The following is a 20,685-nucleotide window of genomic DNA, read 5'->3' as shown; positions in this document are numbered from 1 at the left end:
GCGCCAGCGGCTCCTCAGAGTGACCGACGAGGGGGGAACCCTTGAGGCGGAACTCTTCGATGCGCTGCGGGAGCGGGTTGCGGCCGCCTACGCCGCCGCCGGGCAGCAGGCCGTCAGCGGCTTCTGGGCGGTTCTGACCGGGCTGATACCGCCGACCGATCGGGCAATGGTCGAGGAACTCGACCGGCAGGCGCGGATTACGGCCGCAGCCGGCCAACGAGCGCCGTAAGCCCTGGCAGGCCCACCAGATCGGGTGAAAGCCCTTCCCGTTCGGCGCGTTCGGCCTTGTCCAGCAATCGATCGAGTGCGGCCATCGTCGCCGACATGTCGGCGCTGCCATCGGTGCGCCATGCGCTGAACGCCCGCAAGCACAAGGCACCCAGCGCCAACAGCCGTGCCCGGCCACGCAGCCCGCCGACGCGCATGCCCGCCGCAACCGCGATCCGCCTGACGTGCCATGGCACCCTGCCCATCACCAGCGCCGCAACAGCAGGATCGCGGCTGTTGCGAATCGCAAGCACTGCCGCCCTGTGTTCCTGCAGCAGATCGAAGCCCTGCATCAGCCCGTCGAACAGCCGCTCGCGCACGTCGGCGCCGGTTGCAGCGCCGTCTGCCACCGCATCGGCCAGCCAGTCCTGCAGGCAGGCGACCGCGCCGTACCTGTCTCCGACAGCGGCCAGCACCTGCCCCGTCGTCAAACCGGCGGCGGCGGCTGCATCCTCGACGCTGGCCCTGCGCCAACCAGCGCCGGCGATCGCCGAAAGCCAGCCGCCAAGCGCCGCTTCGCGTATGGCAGAGGCGTCGACCCCGGTCATTTGGCGTTCGCACCGTTTGACGGAATCGCCGCCCCGACGACTGCTTCCACTTCGGCTGCCAGCGTGCGCGAACGATCGGCCGCCGCCTTCACGGTTGCCCGCAACAGGCTGGACAGCAGGCCGTCCCCATCCAGCATTTCAAGCCCGGCCTGGGTGGTGCCGTTGGGGCTGGTCACCTGTTCGCGCAGCGCCGATGGTGCCTCGCCCGAGCGGTGGGCCAGTTCGGCGGCGCCGGCAACCGTTTCGACGGCAAGAAACCGCGCGACATCAGGGGCCAGCCCGGCGGCTTCGGCGGCGCTTTCGAACGCCTCGATAAAGCGGAACAGAAAGGCAGGCCCGGAACCGGATACCGCAGTCACCGCGTCGAACAGTGCCTCGTCGTCGAGCCAGCGCAGCGCGCCCGCCGATTCCATCAGCCAGTCGATGGCTGCCTGATCGGAATCGCCGGCGCCGCTGGCGAACAGCGCCGTCACGCCACGGCCGATACGGGCGGGCGTGTTCGGCATCATCCGGATCACCGGCGCGCCGGGAAAAAACGCGCCGATCGTTGCCGTGCGCACGCCTGCCAGCATCGACAGGATCAGCGGCGGCGGGCGCAGCAGCCGCCCCAGGCCCGGCGCAAGGCGCGGCAGAATCTGCGGTTTCACGCCCAGCACCAGCAACGTCGGTTCTGGTGCGTGGCCGCAGGCGCTGATCGCATCCTCGACGACCGTGCCCGTAAACCCGGCAGGAAGGCCGGCGGGCGCCGGGTCGATCACCGTCACCGCTTCGGCGGGAAGGCCGGATTCCAGCCAGCGCCGCAGCAGCGCCCCGGCCATTGCGCCGCACCCAAGCATCCAGACCTGTTTCAGGCGGGCATGATCGGGTTCCGAAGCGAAGCTGAACATCGCGCCTTCCTAGGGCCAAGCCGTTGCATCGGCAAGACAAGTCGCGCCACCGTTCGCAACGCGCGGGTTCACGCTTGGCCTTATGCGAACTTCCGGACTATGTGCGACTGCGAAATCATCGACGAGGAGCAGCGCATATGATGTCCGGTATCGAGCTTAAGGGAGAAATCAAGCCGGGCTTCGATGCCGTGCTGACCGAACCCGCGCTGGCCTTCGTCGCGCATCTGCATCGCATGTATGAACCGACCCGCCAGTCGCTTCTGCGCGCGCGCGCCGACCGCCGCAAATGGTGGGCGCACGGCAATGCGATCGACTTTGCGCCCGAAACCTCGAGCGTGCGCGAAGGCGACTGGAAGATCTCCGGCACGCCCGGCGACCTGCAGAACCGCAGGGTCGAGATCACCGGTCCATGCGACCGCAAGATGGTCATCAATGCGCTGAATTCCGGCGCAAACTGCTTCATGGCCTGCCTCGAAGACGCGACGTCGCCGACATGGTCGAACATCGTCGAAGGGCAGATCAACCTGAAGGACGCCGCCGCCGGGACGATCACCCTCGAGGACAAGGGCAAGAGCTACCGACTGAACGACGAGCGCGCGGTGCTGATCTGCCGCCCGCGCGGCTGGCACCTGCCGGAAGCGCATCTCATCGTCGACGGAGAGGAAGTCTCGGGCGCCATCTTCGACTTCGCGCTCTATTTCTTCCACAATGCCCGCGCGCTGCTGAAGCAGGGGTCAGGCCCCTATTTCTATCTGCCCAAGATGGAACATTATCTGGAAGCCCGGCTGTGGAACAACATCTTCGTCACCGCGCAATCGGTGCTGGGCCTGCCGGTGGGCACCATCAAGACCACCGTGCTGATCGAAACCCTGCCGGCCGCCTTCATGGCCGACGAAATCCTGTTTGAACTGCGCGACCATATCGTCGGCCTGAACTGCGGCCGCTGGGACTATATTTTCAGCTACATCAAAAGCCTGAGCCACGATCCGGCCAAGGTGCTGCCAGATCGCGCACAGGTGAACATGACCGTTCCGTTCATGGCGAAATATGCAGCGCATGTGGTTCGCACCTGCCACCGGCGCGGGGCGCACGCGATGGGCGGGATGTCGGCCTTCATTCCGGTGAAGGATGATGCCGCCCGCAACGAGGCCGCCTTCGCCGCCGTCCGCGCCGACAAGGAACGCGAAGCGACGCTGGGCCACGATGGCACCTGGGTCGCCCATCCGGGGCTGGTATCGGTCGCGCGCGAGGTGTTCGACCGGCTGATGCCGACGCCCAACCAGTTGGCGAAAATGCCCGCCGGAACCGCAACGGCCGAAGACCTGACCACGCCAAGCGAAGGCAGCCGGACTGCGGCCGGGCTTGCGATGAACGTGAACGTCGCCATCGGCTATATCGCGGCATGGCTGCGCGGCTTGGGCGCGGTGCCGCTGCACAACATGATGGAGGATGCCGCAACCGCCGAAATCAGCCGCGCGCAGCTCTGGCAGTGGCGCCACCACGGCGTCGCGCTGGATAACGGCACCAAGGTGACGGCGGCCCTCATCAATGCGGAAATCCAGAACCAGCTCGGTGTCTGGAAATCGGAAGTCGGCGATAATTTCTTCGAAACAGGAAAATACCGCGAGGCGGCAACCGTGCTTTCCGACCTGGTGATGGCCAAAGACCTGCCCGACTTCCTGACCACGCCCTGCTACCGCCGGTTCATGGCGGAGTGAGATTGCCAGCCTCTCGGTGTGGCTGACGCCAAGCCGAGAGGCCGCGCTTGCGCGCGTTGCATGCCGCATGCGCATCGGATACGGACCGAAACCGGCATGACCCCGCAGGCGATCCCTCCACGTCCCGCACCGCCCGGCGCGTTGCAGGCTGTCGATGTGGCACGACGGATAGCCCTGTTCGCCGCAATCCTGATCAGCGGCGGCAACCTGCTGTTTCCCCGGCTTCCGATCCTTGCTGTCCTGATCGCCGCGACACTGCTGGCGATGGCAGCGACGCCCCACACTGCCATCCGGGCGCGCTTTGGTGCGATCTATGGCCTTCTGGCCGTTCTGCTGCTGGCGATCATTCTGCGATCCGGCTTTGGCGAACTGTCGTCGATCCTTGTGCGCTACGCCAACTTCCTCGCCGGAATACTACTTCTGAAACTGTACCTGAAGGCCGGAACCGATGCGTTCGCACGGGATCTTGTGGTTCTGCTCAGGCCGCTCGCATGGATCGCGCTTGCCACCGTGTTTCTTGCCACCCTGTTCGAACCGGCTTTCCAGACGATCGAGGTAGAGGAAACTACCTACCACCACTTCCTCTACATCTTCAATTTCCACGTCATGCTGGAAGACGCGGGCGGCCTGAAGCGCCCGAACGGGCTGTTCTACGAGCCTGGCGTGTTCCAGATCTACCTGAACCTGTATCTTTACCTCGCTCTATTCGTTCTGCGCAGCCGCTGGCAGTCGGTTCTCGCTTTCGCGGCCCTTCTCTCCACCCAGTCGACTACCGGCCTTGCAGTTGCGGGGTTACTTCTGGGCGTTTATTTCTGGCGCCTGCTAGGGCGTGGTCCGGCCCATCGCCGGTTGATGGCGGCAACCTTGGGTGTCCTGATCGCCGTCTCGCTCAGCGGATTCGTGATCGATAACGTGCAGTCGAAGTTCACCGGGGAATTCCGGGGCAGTTGGTGGGCACGGCAATATGACCTCCTTACCGGGTTGAACGTGGTTGCCGCCAACCCACTGATGGGGATCGGTTTCGATCCCGAACAATACCGTTCCCATGCCAACCAGTTGGGCTTTGCCAACACCGAACTAGACGACAGCCAGACCATCGACCGTGGCAACAGCAACGGCATCGTGGGTCTGCTGTATGCCGTCGGGATACCGCTGTCCCTGCCGTTCCTGTGGGGCCTGTTCCGTCAGCGGATGCTGCCGGACCGGGCGCTGGTTGGCGCCCTGCTCTTCATTTCGTTTCTGAGCGAGGCGATCGTGCTGACGCCCTTCTTCCTGCTGTTCATACTGAGTGGTTTGCTGCTTGTTCCCGAACCGGGGCGCCGAAGGAAACGCCCGGCGAGCCCCAAGCCTGCCGGACCGGAGCGGCCAGTGGCCGCCATCAGGCCGGCGTTGCAATTGCCCGGTTAATGTGTAGGGGATGCCCGCCGGTTGGCAATCCGGGCAGCGACAGGGCGTCGCGTGGCCGCAAGGGTCTCGTGGCAATGCCGCCGCCAGCCGACACGACAGCACTTTCAACCGACCCGGAGTATCCTCTGGCATGACTCGTATTCTGATCACTGGCGGCGCCGGATTCATCGGTTCTGCACTGGCCGGGAAGCTGGCCGCGCAAGGGCATGATATCACGATCCTCGACAGCCTTTCGGTGCAAATCCACGGTGCCGAACCGGATCAGTCTCCGCTGGTGAAGGCCGCTTCTGCGGCAGGCCGGCTGATCGTCGGCGACGTCACGGATACCGACGCACTGAAAGCCGCGCTCGAAAACCAGGAAGTGGTCGTGCACCTTGCCGCCGAAACCGGCACCGGTCAGTCGATGTACCAGATCGATCACTACAGCCGGGTCAATATTGGCGGCACCGCGCAACTGCTCGATCTCCTGTCGGCAGACCGGGGCAACGTCCGCCGGATCGTGGTGGCTTCCTCGCGGGCGATCTACGGCGAGGGGCGATACCGCTCGCCGCTGCTCGGGCCGGTCTGGCCATCGACCCGCAACGAGGCCGACATGGCGCAGGGCCTGTTCGAGCCGACTGTCCCCGGTGGCGGCGCGCTGGTTCCCGAAGCGACGGACGAAGACAGCCGCATTCACCCCACATCCGTCTACGGGATCACCAAGCAGGTGCAGGAACAACTGGTTCTGGTAGCCGGTGCGGCGCTCGGCCTCGAGGCCGTCAGCCTGCGGTACCAGAATGTCTATGGGCCGGGCCAGTCGCTCAGCAATCCCTACACCGGGATCCTGTCGATCTTTTCCAATCGCATCCTTGCCGGTCAGGGCATCAACATTTTCGAGGACGGTCACGAAAGCCGCGACTTCGTCTATATCGACGATGTCGTCGCCGCCACCTGTCAGGCCATCTTTTCCCCAGACGCCCCCGGCAACGCCATCAACGTCGGGACGGGAACGCCAACTTCGGTCATGACGGTCGCAACCACGCTTGCAAGACTCTATGGCAAGGACGTGCCGATCGAAGTCAGCGGCAACTTCCGTATCGGCGACATCCGGCACAACTACGCCGATCTCAGGCGCGCCCGTGCCCTGCTTGGCTTCGAGCCGAAGGTCGATTTCGAAACCGGCATCGCACATTTCGCGCGATGGGTGCTCGAACAGGGCGCCATCGAAAGCCGCTACGAGCAGTCGCTGCAGGAAATGCGCGAGCGCGGCCTCCTGAAGTGACCGCAAGCCAGGACTTCGCTTCCGGCGGGGGGCTGCGCCCGATACGGCCTGCACGATTGATTCCGCACATCCGCCTGCTGAATGCGTTGCGCGCGCGCCTGTTCCGCATCCTCTGGAAATCGCGCTTCGGCGCCTGGGGCGATGGCAGCCTGATCGTCGCCCCCGTCGCCATCGAAGGTGAAGACCGCATCCATCTGGGCAAGGATGTGCTGGTGGCGTCGGGAAGCTGCCTTGCGGCCAACCCGCTGACCGGCCACGCCGAATCCAGGCTGACAATCGGAGACGGTTGCCGGATCGGCCGTTTCAATCACATCTATGCAACAAAGGGTGTCACGCTGGGCGCAAAGGTGCTGACGGCAAACGGCGTCTATATCTCGGACAACCTGCATGGCTTTGCCGATGTTCACACCGCCATCATGGATCAACCCGTCACGCAGCGCGCCCCCGTGCACGTAGGAGACGGCACCTGGATCGGCCACAACGCCTGCATCATCGGGGCGAGCATCGGCCGCAACTGCGTCATCGGCGCCAACGCCATCGTAACGCATGACATTCCGGATCATTGCGTGGCCGTCGGCGTGCCGGCCAGGATCGTAAAGCGCTTCGACGCCGCGACCGGCATCTGGCGGGAAACCACCACCGATGGCGCCTTCACCGAATGACCGACCGACACAATGTTCCGGCACAGACAGGTTCCCCGATGCGCATCCTGATGGTCGCCCTTCCCTATCACGGCTATTCTGAAAGGATCGCCGAGGAATTTCGTGCCCAGGGCCACGAAGTGCACCTGCACGAAGTCCAGCCGAGGGATTTCATCACCAAGGCCATCCGTGTCGTTTCGCCGGCTGTCTGGCAGGCGCGCATGAACGCCCATCACGCCCGGATCCTCCGCAAGGAGAGCGGGCAGCGCTATGATCTTGTGCTGTTCATCCAGTGTCACCAGTTGTCAGCGGCGAACATGGCCGCTTTCCGCAGGCAGTTCGATGGCGCCCGCTTCGTGCTGTACAATTGGGATTCGATCAGCAACCACGACTATCGACCGCACCTCGGCTGCTTCGACGAAGTCTTCACCTTCGACCCGGAAGATGCCCGCCAGTACGGCCTGAAGCACCTGCCGCTGTTTTGCAGCCGGGAATTCCAGTCGCTGCCCGCGCCAGAACGACAGCGAGGCGGAGTATATTTCGTTGGCAACATCGTCAGCCAGGCGCGATACGAGGCGATCGACAGCTTCCGGAAATATTGCGCCTCCAACGACATCGACCTGAACGCCTGGCTTGCCTGCACCCCGCCGGTGGAAGCGCGCCTCAGGCGCGCCGGGATCAAGGCCGAAGGACTGAGCCGCGGGCCGATCGCGCACGGACGTTTTCTGGAAATCATGGCGAACGCCACCACGGTGTTCGATTTCGCCAACCATGCGCAGACGGGTTACACGATGCGCATCTTCGAAAATCTGTGCGGCCGGAAGAAGATCATCACCAGCAATCGCCGCATCGAGGCCGAACCATTCTATTCACCCGATCGAATCCATGTGTTCGACGGGCTGGATTTCAGCGGAGTGAAACAGTTCGTCGAGACACCGCTTGGCGATCCCGATGCCGACTTTCCAGAGTATCACATCCAGACTTTTGCCCGCCATCTGATCGACGGCACACAACACCCCCTGCCACCGGGACATGCCGGAGGGGCCAGTGGCTGAGCGCTGCCTGCTGATCATCCCGCGCACCTTCTATTCGATGGCGCGGGTCATCCAGCAGGCGCTGGAGCAGATGGGCTATGCCGTCACCCACGCGAACGATGAATATCCCGACAATGCCGTGGGCAAGATGCTAGGCAAACTCGACCTCCCGATTGCCCGGACACTCACCCGCAGGGCCTATCATCGGCTGGGATTATGTCAGCAGGAATGGGACCTGGTCGTCATCTTCAAGGGCCGAGGCATCGGACCCGAACTGATCGCGGATCTGAGACAGGTCAGCCGAAGGATCGTCGGCTATCATTTCGACGCGCTCGCCTACGACCGCGCCTGCCGGCGCTGGCCGAAAGCCGGGGTCGATCGCGTTTCCACCTTCGATTATGCCGACGCACACGCCGAGGGCTGGCCGCTTGTCGAACTGTTCTCGACATTGTCTCCGCCGGACCCCAAGCCCGCCATCCGCTATGACATTTCTGCGATCCTCCGGAACCACAGCCAGCGGCTCGGCTATGTCGACGAGGTGCTGTCGATTGCGGGCGCCGAACGCACATTTGTCGCGATTTTCGAGAAGAGCATCCTGACCTTCCTCTGGAACTTCCTGCGTTCCCCGCGCCTCTACTGGAAGTGGCAGAAATCCATTCGGTTCAAGCCATTGCCGTACGACCAGTATATCGCCACCCTTGAATCATCGGCGCTGACCGTCGATTTTGCCCATCCCCGACAGACCGGGCTGACCATCCGCTGCTTCGAGGCGAGGGCAACCGGCACGCGCATCATCACCAACAATCCGCATGCCGCCATCAGCCCGCTGTTCGACCGGCAGGCCGTCATCGTGCACCAACCGGGCGGCGACAAGGCCAGCCTGCAACAAGCGTTGCAGAATGCGGCGGGCTATCAACCGGAACCGAAAGCCCGCGATCCGCAGCAGTTCCTGCGGGAGGTGATCGGCCTGGAAAGCTGAGCCTCAGCCTATCTGGCGATAGCCCTGCGCGAACGACTGGATCGAGGCTGGCCTCGAGGCCCCCAGCACGACGGATTCGAACCGCCCAAGCGTAGGATCGGCCAGCACCGCATCCAGAGGGGCCTGCCCCGAGGACATCACGCCCATCGCCCATACCCGCCTTCCGGTGCCCGAAATCCACTGCTGGAACCCGGCGAGATCGGGTTGCACCATGTATCCGAGGCAATTGTAGTGCGTGCACAGGATGATCGACGGATCCAGCAGACGATCGGCAAGCAGCGGATTCATCGTGATGGCCACAAGCTGGCGCCCTTCGGCCGCCATCCGCCGGCCAACCTCGCTGATGTAGCGGGCCTGCCCCATGCCCAGCAGCAGATCCACGAAGATATTCTGCATCGCAACATATGGAACGGCAAACCCGAGTCCGGCGACAGCCTCCACTTCCTTGCGGACGAATGCAGCCAGCGCCGACGCCGGCACAGACCCGGATGCGAGCATTCCTCGCAGGAAGGCCGGATACGACATCGACTGCATGATCGCAGCCGGAACCCCCTTTGCCGCGACCAGGCCATTCAACCGGTAGAGGTAGGGCACCGCCGGGATGATCGAAAAGTTGCGCAGGTCGGCGTGTTCGCGCATCGACGCCAGCAGTTCCGGCGCTTCCGCATGCGTGCTGACCATGAAATGTGTCACATCATTGGCAAGCGCCGCCCGCATGGTGGTGTGCGCCGAACTCCAGTCACGCTTCAGCAGGCGGGCGAAATAGTTGCTCGAACGCTCGGTTGAAGCGTGATTGACCCCGAAGAAGGGATTGTCACCCAGAATGATCATGCAAGCTCTCCCAGCAGTCGATCAACCTCCGAGGCTACCGCCAGATGTTGCGGAAAATTCTCGCCAGCCAGAAAGAAGCGCGCCTGTTCGGTGAACTCGACGCCGCGCAGATAGACCCCGCAAGCAGTTTCCAGGCTGGCGATGGACAGACGATCGTCGCCCTCGCGCAGCTCGTAGAAATCATGGCCAAGGGTGCGCCCATCCGCCAGATCGGCACGGACTGCGTAGGTAGGCTTGCGAATGCTGCTGTCGGTCCAGTCCAGCGTCAGATCGAAGCGCGCGCCCGACGCGCAGACCCCCGACAACCGCGCGATGTCGGGCGCATCGACCGAATGCACAACCCGCTCCTCGTCGAGCGAAAGGCTGGCAACCGGCCCCCCGATATGCACCAGCAGCGACAGCAGGTGCGATCCGAACTCGTTGATGACACCGCCACCCGCTGCCTTCTGGCCACGCCAGCCGGTATTGGGCGCAAGCATGGTGTTCGCACGGAGCGACAGTGAAATGGACCGGACATCCGATCCGCACCGTTCGACGAAGCGTTTCTGCAGCGGATGATGCAGCAGGACATACCCGCACAGCACCTCGGGACCGGGGTTTTCCACGCGCAACGGTTTCTCGATGAAAACACGATCCGCCCTGCCCCTGAGCATGTCCCAGGCACCCTGGTGGTGCGTCGTCGGGCTGCACACGACGGCAATATCGAAACTCCCCTGCACGTCTTGCGGGCGCGCATAGGCCCTGCCCAGCATCGCATCGGGCAGGAAGAACGACAGGCCCCTGCGAACGGCAAGCGACGGCTCGACGATGGTCCAGCGGATGGAAAAGTCCGTCAGCAGATTCAACTGGGCCATATGGGTCAACCCCATCCGCCCCGCGCCAATCAGCAATGCTTCCACGTTCGCCTCTCGTTACCTGAACCGTTCAATGATGGGGAACCCCGGCGCGCTACCGTGCGAATGACGTGCCGCAAAAGGCATATCGGGGTGTGGCCTGCCACAGGCGGCGGCTTTATCGGCACGACCGCATTGCCACAAGTGAAACTTCGCCGGCCGGCCGAGCCGGGCCTGCATCAGACCGGGCCTGCATCAGACCGGGCCTGCATCAGACCGTGCCTGCATCAGACCGGGGGCTTGCCAATCCACGCGCTTACCGGGATACGCAGCACTGCCTTCATGATCAGGAATGGACGATGCAGGTGCATAACGCCGATTTCGAGGACTCGCCTGCATCAGCGCCGGAAGTCCCGGCCGAGACGATCGACATCGCTGCAATGATTGCCGACCTTTGGGCGAGGAAGTGGCTGTTGCCGCTGTTCATGTTCTTCACCCTTGCAGCCGGCGCGCTGTATCTCAATCTCGCTACCTATCGCTATACGGCGAAAGTGCAGGTCACGGCGGCCGACAGCGGCGGAAGCTCGATCCCTTCGGGCCTTGCCGGGATCGGCTCGATCGTGGGCGTCGATATCGGGCTCGACTCGGGATCCTCCTTTTCGCTCTTTCCCGAGGCCGCCCGGTCGGAAGCTGTCGCCCGTATCGTTGCGGGTAACGAAGCATTGATGCGGGGGCTTTTCCCCGCCCACTGGGATTCGCAAAAGGGTGTCTGGCGGGAACCGCCTTCACCGATCCGCAGCGTCACAAAGCCGGTGAAGGGGCTGCTCGGCATTCCCGACGTTCCATGGCAGAAGCCGGGCAGCGCCGAGCTTCGCGATCTGTTGCAGACCAAGCTGATCATCAGCGAGGATCGGAAAAAAGGCATCACCTCGCTGTCGTTCGAACATCGTGATCCCAAGCTCGCAGCGCAGCTTCTCACGGCGGTCGTGCACGACGCCGATGAGTTCCTGCGTGCCAAGGCGCTTACCCGTGCCGACGAATATGTGGCCTATCTCGAACGGAGGTTGCAGGAAACGCAGGTCGTGGAATATCGCATGTCCCTCGCCAAGGCGCTGAGCGGCTACGAGAATATGCGCATGATGGCCAGCGCGCACGCGCCTTATGCCGCCGAACCGTTCGGCTCCGTCACGGTTTCTCACCGCCCGACCACGCCGCAACCGGTAATGGTATTGGGAATTGCGTTGCTCTCCGGCGTGGTTCTGTGGGGGGCCTGGGTACTCGTGGCGCTGCCACTCGTCCAACGCCTTCGGTAACCGCCAGTACTGGGCAACACCCCGGTTGCGACACTGCCGCCTCGCGGCTATGGAACTTCATCAAACAACTGAAGCACCGACGATACCCTTGCAGTCCAAGGGGTTGTGTGCATTTGCAGACGGATTCTCATGCTCAACCGCAAATCCATCCTTATCACCGGCGGAACGGGTTCTTTCGGCAAGGCGTTCGTAAAGACCGTTCTGGACCGCTTCCCGGATGTCAGCCGACTGGTCATCTACTCACGCGACGAGTTGAAGCAGTTCGAGATGGCGCAGCAGTTCCCGCTCTCCGCCCATCCCGCCATCCGCTATTTCATCGGCGACGTGCGCGATGCAGACCGGATGCGTCGCGCATTCGAGGGGATCGACATCGTCGTCCACGCAGCCGCGCTGAAACAGGTTCCGGCGGCCGAATACAACCCGTTCGAGTGCATCCGGACCAACGTGATGGGCGCGCAGAATGTGATCGAGGCCGCCCTTGATCAGGGGGTCGGCCGGGTGGTCGCGTTGTCGACGGACAAGGCCGCCGCTCCGGTCAATCTCTATGGCGCGACCAAGCTCTGCTCAGACAAGCTTTTCGTTGCTGCAAACAATATCCGCGGGCAACGCGACATCCGTTTCAGCGTGGTCCGCTATGGCAATGTGATGGGAAGCCGCGGCTCGGTCATTCCGTTCTTCCTTGCACGGCGCGCATCGGGCGTTCTGCCGATCACCGACGCGGCCATGACCCGGTTCAACATCTCTCTGCAAGAGGGTGTGGACATGGTGCTCTGGTCGATCGAAAATGCGCTTGGCAGCGAAATTCTGGTGCCGAAAATCCCGTCCTACCGCATCACCGATGTCGCCACCGCCATCGCACCGGACGCCAGGCAGGAAATCGTCGGCATTCGTCCCGGCGAAAAGATCCACGAAGAAATGATCACCGTTTCCGACAGCCTGAACACCGTGGACATCGGCGCATATTACGCCATCCTTCCCGCAGCAGGGCTGGTTTCCCTCGACGAATACGCCGAGGCATTCGGCGGAAAGCAGGTCGGGGCCGGATTCAGCTACAACAGCGGAGACAATCCCGATTTTCTGTCGGTCGTGCAAATCCGCGAATTGATCGCGAAGCACGTCGCAACCGGCACCGTCGCATAATCGCCGATGGAGCCGATCCCCTACAGCCGTCAGGAAATCGACGACGCCGATATTGCGGCGGTCACTGGCACACTAACCTCTGCCTTTCTGACCCAGGGCCCGAAAGTGACGGAGTTCGAACGGCTGTTTGCCGCTCGTCATGATGCCGGGCATGCGGTGGCTGTGTGTAACGCAACTGCGGCCTTGCACATTGCCTGCCTTGCCCTGGGTCTGGGGCCGGGCGGCCTGCTGTGGACAACCCCCAACAGCTTCGTGGCATCCGCAAACTGTGGCCGCTATTGTGGCGCCGATGTCGATTTCGTCGATATCGATCCGGATACGCGCAACATGTCGGTCGCGGATCTTGCCGCGCGTCTGGCGCGCGCCGAACAGGCCGGGCGGCTTCCCGATATCGTCGTACCCGTGGATTTCGCGGGCTACCCGGCCGACCTACCGGCCATTCGCCAGCTCGCCGACCGCTACGGCTTCCGGATTCTCGAGGACGCTTCGCATGCAACCGGCGCCAGCCTCGATGGCCGGCCCGTCGGTAGCGCATACGCCGACGTCTGCGTGTTCAGCTTCCACCCCGTGAAGATCGTGACGACCGGCGAGGGCGGTATGGCGACCACCCGCGACCCGGCCATCGCCGATCGCATGCGGCTGCTTCGCAGCCACGGCATTACCCGCGATCCGGATCTGTTCGAACAGCCCTCCGCCGGCGCCTGGTATTACGAACAGCAGATACTGGGCTTCAACTACCGCATCACCGACATGCAGGCTGCGCTCGGCATCTCGCAGATGGTGCGGCTTGACGATATGCGGACAAGGCGCGCCGCACACGCCGACCGCTACGATCGGCTGCTGGCCGACCTGCCCTTCCGGCTGCCCGCCCGGCGACACGGCGCAGAATCCGCATGGCATCTCTATGTGATCGAGGTGGACGAGCAGCGGACGACAGCAACACGCGCCGACGTGTTCAACGCCCTGCGCGAAGCCCAGATCGGTGCCAACCTGCACTATGCGCCCATTCACCTTCAGCCCTATTATCGGCGGCTCGGATTCAAACCGGGCGATTTCCCCGCAGCGGAAACCTATGCCAACCGCGCCATCACCATCCCGCTGTTCCCGGCGCTGACCACCGAACAGCAGGACCGCGTCGTGGCCGTGCTGCGTAACGCCGTCACCGCCGGAGACCGTGCGTGACCGGCCGGATCGCCGTCATTCCCGCGCGCGGCGGTTCGAAGCGTATTCCGCGCAAGAATATCCGCAGTTTCGCGGGCCGCCCGATGATCGGCTATGCTGTCGATGCGGCCCTTGCGTCGAACCTCTTCGACCATATCGTCGTATCGACCGACGACGCAGAGATCGCCGACATCGCGCGCGACGCCGGTGCGCTGCTGCCCTTCATGCGGCCAGCCGAACTCGCCGACGACACAACGCCCACGGTCCCGGTGGTTCAGCATGCGCTGGAACAGTGCGTGGCGCTCGGATGGCGGATCGATCACCTGTGCTGCATCTATCCCGGCGTGCCTTTTCTGCAGCCGGAAGATCTTGTGGCAACCTTGCGGCTCGTCGAGTCGGGGGCTGCGCCTTATGTTTTTCCGGTCACGGCTTTCCCTTCGCCAATCCAGCGCGCGCTGCGGCTTGGTCCGGACGGGCGGGTTGCACCCTTCATGCCGGAAAACGTCAATGTCCGCACGCAGGACCTCGAACCCTTCTACCACGACGCCGGGCAGTTCTACTGGGGCACGGCAGATGCATGGCGGCAGGGCCTCAATATTCATGCGAACGGGGCAGGCTATCCGATTCCCGAATGGCGCGTCGTCGACATCGACACGCCCGAAGACTGGGATCGCGCCGAGCTGATGGCATCTGCCCTGCGTTCGCGCGACACGGGAGCAGCAAAGGCCGACCGATGAGCGTGGCGTTCCGCGTGGATGCGTCCACCCGGATGGGAACGGGGCATGTCTTCCGCTGTCTGGCGCTGGCCTCGGCATTGCAGGCCAGCGGAGAAGCCAGCGTTTTCGTTGCAGCGGAAATCCCCGACGGCCTTGCCGACATGATCCGCAGGCATGGTCATGCGCTGCACGCAATCACGCCTTCCACTCCCCTGCCAGCACCCGGCTGCCGGATGGGCGATGAAACCCAGTTGGCCGACGCCGCGCAGTTCCTTGCAGGCGTGCCGGATGCCGCATGGGTCGTCGTCGATCATTACGGACTAGATAGCGTCTGGGAACGCGCCGTTCGTACGGACGGGCGCCGATGCATGGTGATCGACGATCTGGGCCGCCGTCACGATTGCGACCTGCTGCTGGACCAGACGGCGCACCGCAATGCCGGGGCGCGATACCAGCCCGCCGATGCAGTGGCCATGATGCTCGGCCCGCAGTTCGCGTTGCTGCGCCCATCCTTCGCCGCGATGCGCCGAACGACAATTGCCCGCAGCGGGCCGGCCGGCCGACTGTTCCTGATGATGGGCGGCAGCGATCCGCACAATCACGGAGGAGTACTGCTGCGGGCCATCGACGCGGCCGGGCTGGGCCATCTGCACGTCGATATCGTGACCGGCAGCGCAAACCCCCATCTGCCCGGATTGCGCGATGTAGCCGGAAACCGCCCCGGCTGGACCCTGCATGTCGACACCCCCGACGTGGCCTCGCTGATGGCCGCCGCCGACATCGGTATCGGCGCAGGCGGCACCGCCACATGGGAGCGTTGCTGCCTTGGTCTGCCGACGCTTGCCGTCGAGATCGCCGACAACCAGCATGTCCTCCTCCACGAGGCCGCCGCACTCGGCCTGCTGCATTCCGTCGAGGGGCCGATCGACGTGGAAAAGATTGCTGCCCATCTGCGCGTGCTGGTCGAAAGTGAAGCGTGGCGCAACAACATCTCCCGCGCAGGGATGGCTGCAGTAGATGGAGAGGGCGCGCGCCGGGTGGCCGCAGCCATCGGCGGCGAGGAAATCCATATCCGTCGTGCACAGGCCGACGACAGCGACGCCATCCACGCATGGCGAAACGCCGCGTCTGTGCGGGAAACCGCCCGCAACCCGGATCCCATTCCGCTGGAAGCACACCGGCGATGGTTCGCCGAGGTCATGCAATCAGAGCAGACATTGTTGCTTGTGGGCGAGCGCCGGGGCACGGCCATCGGCATCGTCCGCTTCGATTGCGGTGATGCCGCAACGGCCGAGGTTTCCATCTATCTGACACCCGACGGCCGTGCCGGCGATGGGTCGCGCCTGCTGCTCGCCGCCGAAGGCTGGCTTGCCGCCGAACGGCCTGATATGCGGCGGATACAGGCGAAGATCATGCCGGGAAACCGGCGCTCCCACGCGCTGTTTGCCCGCGCCGGCTACCGGCCCGACATCTCGGCGCACGTGAAGGACATCTAAGTGAGCAACCCGAGCGAGGAACACCGCAATTTTGCTGTCGGCAGACACATGGTCGGGCCAGACCATGCGCCCTTCATCATTGCGGAAATGTCCGGTAATCACAACCAGTCACTCGATCGGGCCATGCAGCTCGTCGAAGCGGCCGCCGCCGCCGGCGCCCATGCGCTGAAGCTGCAAACCTATACACCCGATACCATGACGATCGATTCCGCTGCCGAAGGCTTCCGGATCGAAGACCAGAACAGCCTCTGGGCGGGGCGGAACCTCTATGACCTCTATGCCGAGGCCTATACGCCCTGGGAATGGCACAAGCCCCTGTTCGACAGGGCGCGCGATCTGGGAATGGAAGCGTTCTCCTCGCCGTTCGATGAAACTGCGGTGGCGTTTCTGGAAAGCCTCGACGTTCCGTGCTTCAAGATCGCTTCGTTCGAGAACACCGATCATGCGCTGGTGCGCCGGGTGGCGGCGACGGGAAAGCCGATGATCATCTCGACCGGCATGGCCAACGCCGCCGAGATCGACGAAACGGTGCGGGTGGCGCGCGCGGCCGGATGCCGGGATCTGGTATTGCTGAAATGCACCAGCACCTATCCGGCAACACCGGCGAACAGCAACATCCGCACCATCCCGCACATGCGCAGCCTGTTCGGCTGCCAGATCGGCCTTTCAGACCACAGCATGGGCACAGGCGTTGCCGTCGCGAGCGTCGCACTCGGGGCGACGGTCGTCGAGAAGCACTTCACCCTGGACCGTGCGGACGGCGGCGTGGACAGCACATTCTCGTTGGAACCGGATGAATTGCGCGCACTCGTAACGGAAACCGGCCGCGCGTGGCAGGCACTCGGACAGATCCGCTACGGGCCGACCGGCGCCGAGGAAAAATCACTCCAGTTCCGCCGTTCGCTCTATGTCGTGAAGGATCTGGCCAAGGGTGAAATCCTGACCGAAGAAAATGTCCGGGCCATCCGGCCGGGCCTCGGCCTGCCGCCTCGCCATCTGGAAACCATTCTCGGGATGTGTGTCGGACGGGACGTCGCGCGGGGAACGCCGCTGAGCTGGGATCTGCTGAAGAACGGCTGACAAACATGGGCCAACAGAATGTTCTGATCGTCGGCTGCGGTGCAATCGCCGGCGGCTACGACGCCTCCCGCCCGGACGACGCCCCGCCACGCACGCATGCCGCCGCCTACCGGCAGGCAGGCGGCTTCAATCTCGTTGCCTGCGTCGATCCGGACGAAGTGCGTCGCTCCGGCTTCCAGAAGCGTTGGGGTGTCGGCCATGCTGTCGGCAGCATGGCCGAAGCTGCGGAATTCGCGCCGTATGACATTGTCAGCCTGTGCTCGCCCACGGCGCTGCATGCCCCGCATTTCCACGCGGCGCTTGCGCTTCGGCCGCGACTGATCTTCGCCGAAAAACCTCTGACACCAGACATTGCTGCGTCCCGCTCGCTGATTTCGGCCGCAGCAGATGCGGGCGTCGCAGTCGCCGTCAACCACACCCGACGCTGGGCACCGGACGTCAGGCAACTATGCGATGAAATCGCAGCCGGTAGATGGGGTGCCGTTCGCTCGGCGAGCGGCGTTTACACCAAAGGCGTTCTGAACAACGGCAGCCACATGTTCGATCTGCTCGCCATGCTGTTGGGGCCGCTGTCCGTCGTCTCCGCCGGCAGGCCGGTGTTCGATCACTGGCCTGATGATCCGTCCATTCCCTGCCTTCTGGCCGCCGGAGATGTTCCGGTTACGCTGAATATCGGCAATGCAGCCGACTTTTCGCTGTTCGAACTGGAACTTGCAACGGAAGCCGGTGTTATCCGCATGGAAGAAGGCGGGCTTTCCTGGCGCCGTCGCCTTGCTGTGGACAGCCCGCACTTCGTCGGATACAGGACGCTTGGCGCAGACAGCGTCACCCCCGGACGATATGATCTGGCAATGCTGGCCTGTATGAATCAGTTGCGCAGTCATCTGGAAACGGGCGGCACGCTGTCATGCGACGGCGGTTCCGCGCTTGCCGCACAGGCGATCGCACACGAAGTCCGCGTCGCCGCCGGAGTGCATTTTCATTCAGGGACAATATCCGGAGTAGCCGACGCATGAATTCCCAGCCACTCGCCCTGTTCGGCGGCACTCCGCTGATTGCCGCCCCTCTCGCCCTCTTCAACACGATCGGCGACGACGACATCGCGGCAGCAGTCGAAGTGATGAAGTCCGGAGTGCTGTCCGCCTATATCGGGGCGCCGGGCGAAGGCTTCATGGGCGGTCCGCGCGTACGGGCCATCGAGGCGGCAGCAGCCGAATATTTCGGCGTGCGGCATGCGATCGCCGTAAACAGTTGGACATCCGGGCTGATCGCGGCCGTCGGCGCCATCGGCGTAGAGCCGGGTGATGAAATCATCACCACACCCTGGACCATGGCCGCAACCGCCACCGCGATCCTCCACTTCAATGCCATCCCGGTCTTTGCCGACATCGATCCGGAAACCTTCAACATCGATCCGGGCAGCGTCGAACGGCTGATCACGCCGCGCACACGCGCCATCATGGCCGTGGATATCTTCGGCCAATCCGCCGCCATGACGGAACTGCGCGCCATCGCCGATCGTCACGGCCTGAAGATCATTTCGGACACCGCGCAGGCGCCGGGCGCCCGCTACGGCGATGCCTTCGCAGGCACGCTGGCCGACATCGGCGGCTACAGTCTGAATTATCACAAGCATATTCACTGCGGCGAAGGCGGCATACTCGTCACCAACGACGACGTGCTGGCGCAGCGCCTGTGCCTGATCCGCAACCATGCCGAAGCCGTGGTCAGAACCGACGACCCCGCAGCCCTGTCCAACATGCTGGGATATAATTTCCGCATGGGAGAGATCGAGGCCGCGATCGCCCGCGTGCAACTGACGAAACTCGCGCCGCGCATCGCATCGCGCATGGCCGCCGCCGACCGCCTGACGGCCGGGATACGCGCGCTTCCCGGGATCACACCGCCCTACACGCCGCAAGGGCTGACCAACGTCTATTATGTCTATGGCATGACGCTGGATACTGCCGCACTCGGTGTCAGCCGGGCGCTTCTCGCTGACGCACTCAGGGCGGAAGGTGTGCCCGGCCTGGTCGTCGGCTATCAGAATCTGCATCTGTTGCCGATGTTCCGCAACCGCATAGCCTATGGCACTGGCGGCTTCCCCTGGACTTCGCCCTACGCCGGGCAGGACGTGCGCTACGGCCCGGGGCTGTGCCCGGTTGCCGAGAAGCTGCACAACGAAACGTTCCTCGGCCTGAACCTGTGCATGAACGAGTTCGAAGACGCCGATATCGATCAGGTCGTGGCCGCGTTTGCCAAGGTCTGGGCCAATCTCGACGCCCTGCGCAAGGTGAACACGGACGCCCGATGATGCCGCTTTCCGCAGCAGATACCGTGCTGTCCGGCAGCCGCATCGTCCTTCGCCCGTTCCGCGAAGGAGACATCGGCGACGCATATCTGTCGTGGCTCAATGATCCCGAAGTCACACGCTACAGCAACCAGCGGTTCGCCCGGCACGACCAAGAAAGTGCCCGTGCCTATCTTGCCAGTTTTGCCGACGGCCCAAATCATTTCCTCCTCGTCGAGGAACGGGCAGGCGGCAGGCCGATCGGTACACTGACCGCCTATGTTGCCCCTCGGCACCTTACGGCCGATATGGGGATCATGATCGGCGATCGCGCCTGCTGGGGCCGGGGTTACGGCCACGAGGCATGGAGCCTGCTGATGGACTGGCTGTTCGCGACCGGCACCCGCAAGGTGACGGCGGGCACCAGTTCGCTGAATATCGGCATGCAGCGCATCGCCGAACGTTCGGGAATGGTGCTGGAAGGCCGCCGGATCGGGCAGGAACTGTTCGATGGCGAAGCCGCCGATATCCTGCTGTATGGCCGCTTCCGGCCATGATCGCCTTCCCTGCGGAAACAGCCGTCATCATGCACGATGCCGGTGCTGCCAACCTGATCCTCGGCTGGATCGACGCCGGGCTGATCCCGAATACGCGTGTATTCGCGGCAGGCCCGGCAGCCCGGCTCTGGCATGATGCATCTCGCCCGGCACTGGCACAAAGCCCGGATGCCGCGCTCGATGGCGCCGCCGCACTGGTCAGCGGCACCGGCTGGCAAAGCGACATCGAACATCAGGCCCGGAAACGTGCAGCGTATGCCGCGATCCCCAGCTTTGCCGTGCTCGACCATTGGGTGAACTACCACGACCGCTTCACCCGGCAGGGTGAAACGCTGCTTCCGGACGAACTGATCGTCGCCGACATGGATGCACTTGAACTTGCCCGCGTGCAGTTTCCCGGCATTTCCGTTCATCAGTTGCCGAACCTGTATCTCGAGAACACACTCGCCCAGATCGCCGCAGCCGAGCGCCGCCTCGACCATGAACCGCATGGATTGCTGCTGGTGCTGGAACCAGCGCGCGACGA

General features: G+C 63.8%; 20 protein-coding genes and 1 pseudogene. 17 read left to right on the top strand and 4 right to left on the bottom strand.

Annotation, left to right across the window (positions count from 1 at the left end; translation table 11 throughout):
• Window positions 1–229 (top strand): annotated as a pseudogene (locus AC16JP_RS02345) (hypothetical protein); the annotation flags it as partial.
• On the opposite strand, the gene AC16JP_RS02340 reads toward AC16JP_RS02345, so the two are convergent.
• Together AC16JP_RS02340 and proC are read right to left on the bottom strand one after the other, a co-directional pair.
• Window positions 198–815 (bottom strand): hypothetical protein, encoded by a 618-nt coding sequence (locus AC16JP_RS02340; protein WP_484338993.1) that lies wholly within the window; start codon window positions 813–815, stop codon window positions 198–200. The pseudogene AC16JP_RS02345 and the gene AC16JP_RS02340 sit on opposite strands and share 32 nt — an antisense overlap.
• A complete protein-coding gene (proC, locus tag AC16JP_RS02335) occupies window positions 812–1,702 on the bottom strand; it encodes a pyrroline-5-carboxylate reductase (protein ID WP_484338992.1) in 891 nt (296 codons plus the stop codon). The genes AC16JP_RS02340 and proC overlap by 4 nt, the downstream gene beginning before the upstream one ends.
• A gap of 137 nt (window positions 1,703–1,839) precedes the next feature.
• Here proC and aceB point away from each other — a divergent pair, with 137 nt between their 5' ends.
• The 6 genes from aceB to AC16JP_RS02305 all read left to right on the top strand — a co-directional run bounded on the left by aceB (window position 1,840) and on the right by AC16JP_RS02305 (window position 8,742).
• Entirely contained in the window at window positions 1,840–3,420 is a 1,581-nt protein-coding gene (gene aceB, locus AC16JP_RS02330; RefSeq protein WP_484338991.1) for a malate synthase A, read from the top strand.
• A gap of 156 nt (window positions 3,421–3,576) precedes the next feature.
• Window positions 3,577–4,827 carry an O-antigen ligase family protein gene (locus AC16JP_RS02325; RefSeq protein WP_484338990.1) on the top strand — a complete coding sequence of 417 codons (1,251 nt, stop codon included), beginning with the start codon at window positions 3,577–3,579 and terminating at the stop codon, window positions 4,825–4,827.
• A gap of 130 nt (window positions 4,828–4,957) precedes the next feature.
• A complete protein-coding gene (locus AC16JP_RS02320) occupies window positions 4,958–6,088 on the top strand; it encodes an NAD-dependent epimerase/dehydratase family protein (protein ID WP_484338989.1) in 1,131 nt (376 codons plus the stop codon).
• The gene (locus AC16JP_RS02315) at window positions 6,085–6,750 is read left to right on the top strand and encodes an acyltransferase (RefSeq protein WP_484338988.1); all 666 of its coding nucleotides are present in this window, start codon (window positions 6,085–6,087) and stop codon (window positions 6,748–6,750) included. Before AC16JP_RS02320 ends, AC16JP_RS02315 begins: the two co-directional genes overlap by 4 nt.
• Window positions 6,751–6,788: 38 nt before the next feature.
• Window positions 6,789–7,784, top strand: coding sequence for a WaaS/CpsH family glycosyltransferase (locus tag AC16JP_RS02310; RefSeq protein ID WP_484338987.1), 996 nt, complete (start codon window positions 6,789–6,791; stop codon window positions 7,782–7,784).
• Entirely contained in the window at window positions 7,777–8,742 is a 966-nt protein-coding gene (locus tag AC16JP_RS02305) for a WaaS/CpsH family glycosyltransferase (protein ID WP_484338986.1), read from the top strand. The genes AC16JP_RS02310 and AC16JP_RS02305 overlap by 8 nt, the downstream gene beginning before the upstream one ends.
• Window positions 8,743–8,745: 3 nt before the next feature.
• Here AC16JP_RS02305 and AC16JP_RS02300 read toward each other — a convergent pair whose 3' ends face one another.
• Together AC16JP_RS02300 and AC16JP_RS02295 are read right to left on the bottom strand one after the other, a co-directional pair.
• Window positions 8,746–9,573, bottom strand: coding sequence for a hypothetical protein (locus AC16JP_RS02300; protein WP_484338985.1), 828 nt, complete (start codon window positions 9,571–9,573; stop codon window positions 8,746–8,748).
• Complete coding sequence (locus tag AC16JP_RS02295) at window positions 9,570–10,427, bottom strand: Gfo/Idh/MocA family protein (protein ID WP_484338984.1); 858 nt, start codon at window positions 10,425–10,427, stop codon at window positions 9,570–9,572. The genes AC16JP_RS02300 and AC16JP_RS02295 overlap by 4 nt, the downstream gene beginning before the upstream one ends.
• Window positions 10,428–10,765: 338 nt before the next feature.
• Between AC16JP_RS02295 and AC16JP_RS02290 the strand changes: the two genes are divergently transcribed.
• The 10 genes from AC16JP_RS02290 to AC16JP_RS02245 all read left to right on the top strand — a co-directional run.
• Window positions 10,766–11,719 carry a Wzz/FepE/Etk N-terminal domain-containing protein gene (locus AC16JP_RS02290; RefSeq protein ID WP_484338983.1) on the top strand — a complete coding sequence of 318 codons (954 nt, stop codon included), beginning with the start codon at window positions 10,766–10,768 and terminating at the stop codon, window positions 11,717–11,719.
• A gap of 129 nt (window positions 11,720–11,848) precedes the next feature.
• Entirely contained in the window at window positions 11,849–12,859 is a 1,011-nt protein-coding gene (pseB, locus tag AC16JP_RS02285) for a UDP-N-acetylglucosamine 4,6-dehydratase (inverting) (protein ID WP_484338982.1), read from the top strand.
• Window positions 12,860–12,865: 6 nt separating this feature from the next.
• Window positions 12,866–14,041, top strand: a complete 1,176-nt coding sequence (gene pseC / locus AC16JP_RS02280) for a UDP-4-amino-4,6-dideoxy-N-acetyl-beta-L-altrosamine transaminase (protein ID WP_484338981.1) — start codon at window positions 12,866–12,868, stop codon at window positions 14,039–14,041.
• The gene (pseF, locus tag AC16JP_RS02275) at window positions 14,038–14,757 is read left to right on the top strand and encodes a pseudaminic acid cytidylyltransferase (protein ID WP_484338980.1); all 720 of its coding nucleotides are present in this window, start codon (window positions 14,038–14,040) and stop codon (window positions 14,755–14,757) included. The genes pseC and pseF overlap by 4 nt, the downstream gene beginning before the upstream one ends.
• Window positions 14,754–16,232: a UDP-2,4-diacetamido-2,4,6-trideoxy-beta-L-altropyranose hydrolase gene (pseG, locus tag AC16JP_RS02270; RefSeq protein WP_484338979.1), complete on the top strand. Its 1,479-nt coding sequence runs from the start codon at window positions 14,754–14,756 to the stop codon at window positions 16,230–16,232. Before pseF ends, pseG begins: the two co-directional genes overlap by 4 nt.
• Window positions 16,233–17,312: a pseudaminic acid synthase gene (pseI, locus tag AC16JP_RS02265; protein WP_484338978.1), complete on the top strand. Its 1,080-nt coding sequence runs from the start codon at window positions 16,233–16,235 to the stop codon at window positions 17,310–17,312.
• 5 nt (window positions 17,313–17,317) lie between these two features.
• Window positions 17,318–18,328, top strand: coding sequence for a Gfo/Idh/MocA family protein (locus tag AC16JP_RS02260; RefSeq protein ID WP_484338977.1), 1,011 nt, complete (start codon window positions 17,318–17,320; stop codon window positions 18,326–18,328).
• A complete protein-coding gene (locus tag AC16JP_RS02255; protein ID WP_484338976.1) occupies window positions 18,325–19,626 on the top strand; it encodes a DegT/DnrJ/EryC1/StrS family aminotransferase in 1,302 nt (433 codons plus the stop codon). Before AC16JP_RS02260 ends, AC16JP_RS02255 begins: the two co-directional genes overlap by 4 nt.
• A complete protein-coding gene (locus AC16JP_RS02250) occupies window positions 19,623–20,159 on the top strand; it encodes a GNAT family N-acetyltransferase (protein WP_484338975.1) in 537 nt (178 codons plus the stop codon). Before AC16JP_RS02255 ends, AC16JP_RS02250 begins: the two co-directional genes overlap by 4 nt.
• Window positions 20,156–20,685: hypothetical protein (locus tag AC16JP_RS02245; protein ID WP_484338974.1), on the top strand; the 530-nt coding region annotated here is incomplete at its 3' end. The genes AC16JP_RS02250 and AC16JP_RS02245, both read left to right, overlap by 4 nt.

It is taken from the genome of Sandaracinobacteroides sp. (genome assembly GCF_057137845.1).
This window is presented reverse-complemented; position numbering and strand designations above follow the sequence as displayed.

Coding starts and splice junctions, on each gene's coding strand:
- AC16JP_RS02340 (WP_484338993.1), bottom strand. CDS start 815: ATGACCGGGGTCGACGCCTCTGCCATACGCGAAGCGGCGCTTGGCGGC.
- proC (WP_484338992.1), bottom strand. CDS start 1,702: ATGTTCAGCTTCGCTTCGGAACCCGATCATGCCCGCCTGAAACAGGTC.
- aceB (WP_484338991.1), top strand. CDS start 1,840: ATGATGTCCGGTATCGAGCTTAAGGGAGAAATCAAGCCGGGCTTCGAT.
- AC16JP_RS02320 (WP_484338989.1), top strand. CDS start 4,958: ATGACTCGTATTCTGATCACTGGCGGCGCCGGATTCATCGGTTCTGCA.
- AC16JP_RS02310 (WP_484338987.1), top strand. CDS start 6,789: ATGCGCATCCTGATGGTCGCCCTTCCCTATCACGGCTATTCTGAAAGG.
- AC16JP_RS02300 (WP_484338985.1), bottom strand. CDS start 9,573: ATGATCATTCTGGGTGACAATCCCTTCTTCGGGGTCAATCACGCTTCA.
- AC16JP_RS02295 (WP_484338984.1), bottom strand. CDS start 10,427: ATGGCCCAGTTGAATCTGCTGACGGACTTTTCCATCCGCTGGACCATC.
- AC16JP_RS02290 (WP_484338983.1), top strand. CDS start 10,766: ATGCAGGTGCATAACGCCGATTTCGAGGACTCGCCTGCATCAGCGCCG.
- pseB (WP_484338982.1), top strand. CDS start 11,849: ATGCTCAACCGCAAATCCATCCTTATCACCGGCGGAACGGGTTCTTTC.
- pseC (WP_484338981.1), top strand. CDS start 12,866: ATGGAGCCGATCCCCTACAGCCGTCAGGAAATCGACGACGCCGATATT.
- pseG (WP_484338979.1), top strand. CDS start 14,754: ATGAGCGTGGCGTTCCGCGTGGATGCGTCCACCCGGATGGGAACGGGG.
- AC16JP_RS02260 (WP_484338977.1), top strand. CDS start 17,318: ATGGGCCAACAGAATGTTCTGATCGTCGGCTGCGGTGCAATCGCCGGC.
- AC16JP_RS02255 (WP_484338976.1), top strand. CDS start 18,325: ATGAATTCCCAGCCACTCGCCCTGTTCGGCGGCACTCCGCTGATTGCC.
- AC16JP_RS02250 (WP_484338975.1), top strand. CDS start 19,623: ATGATGCCGCTTTCCGCAGCAGATACCGTGCTGTCCGGCAGCCGCATC.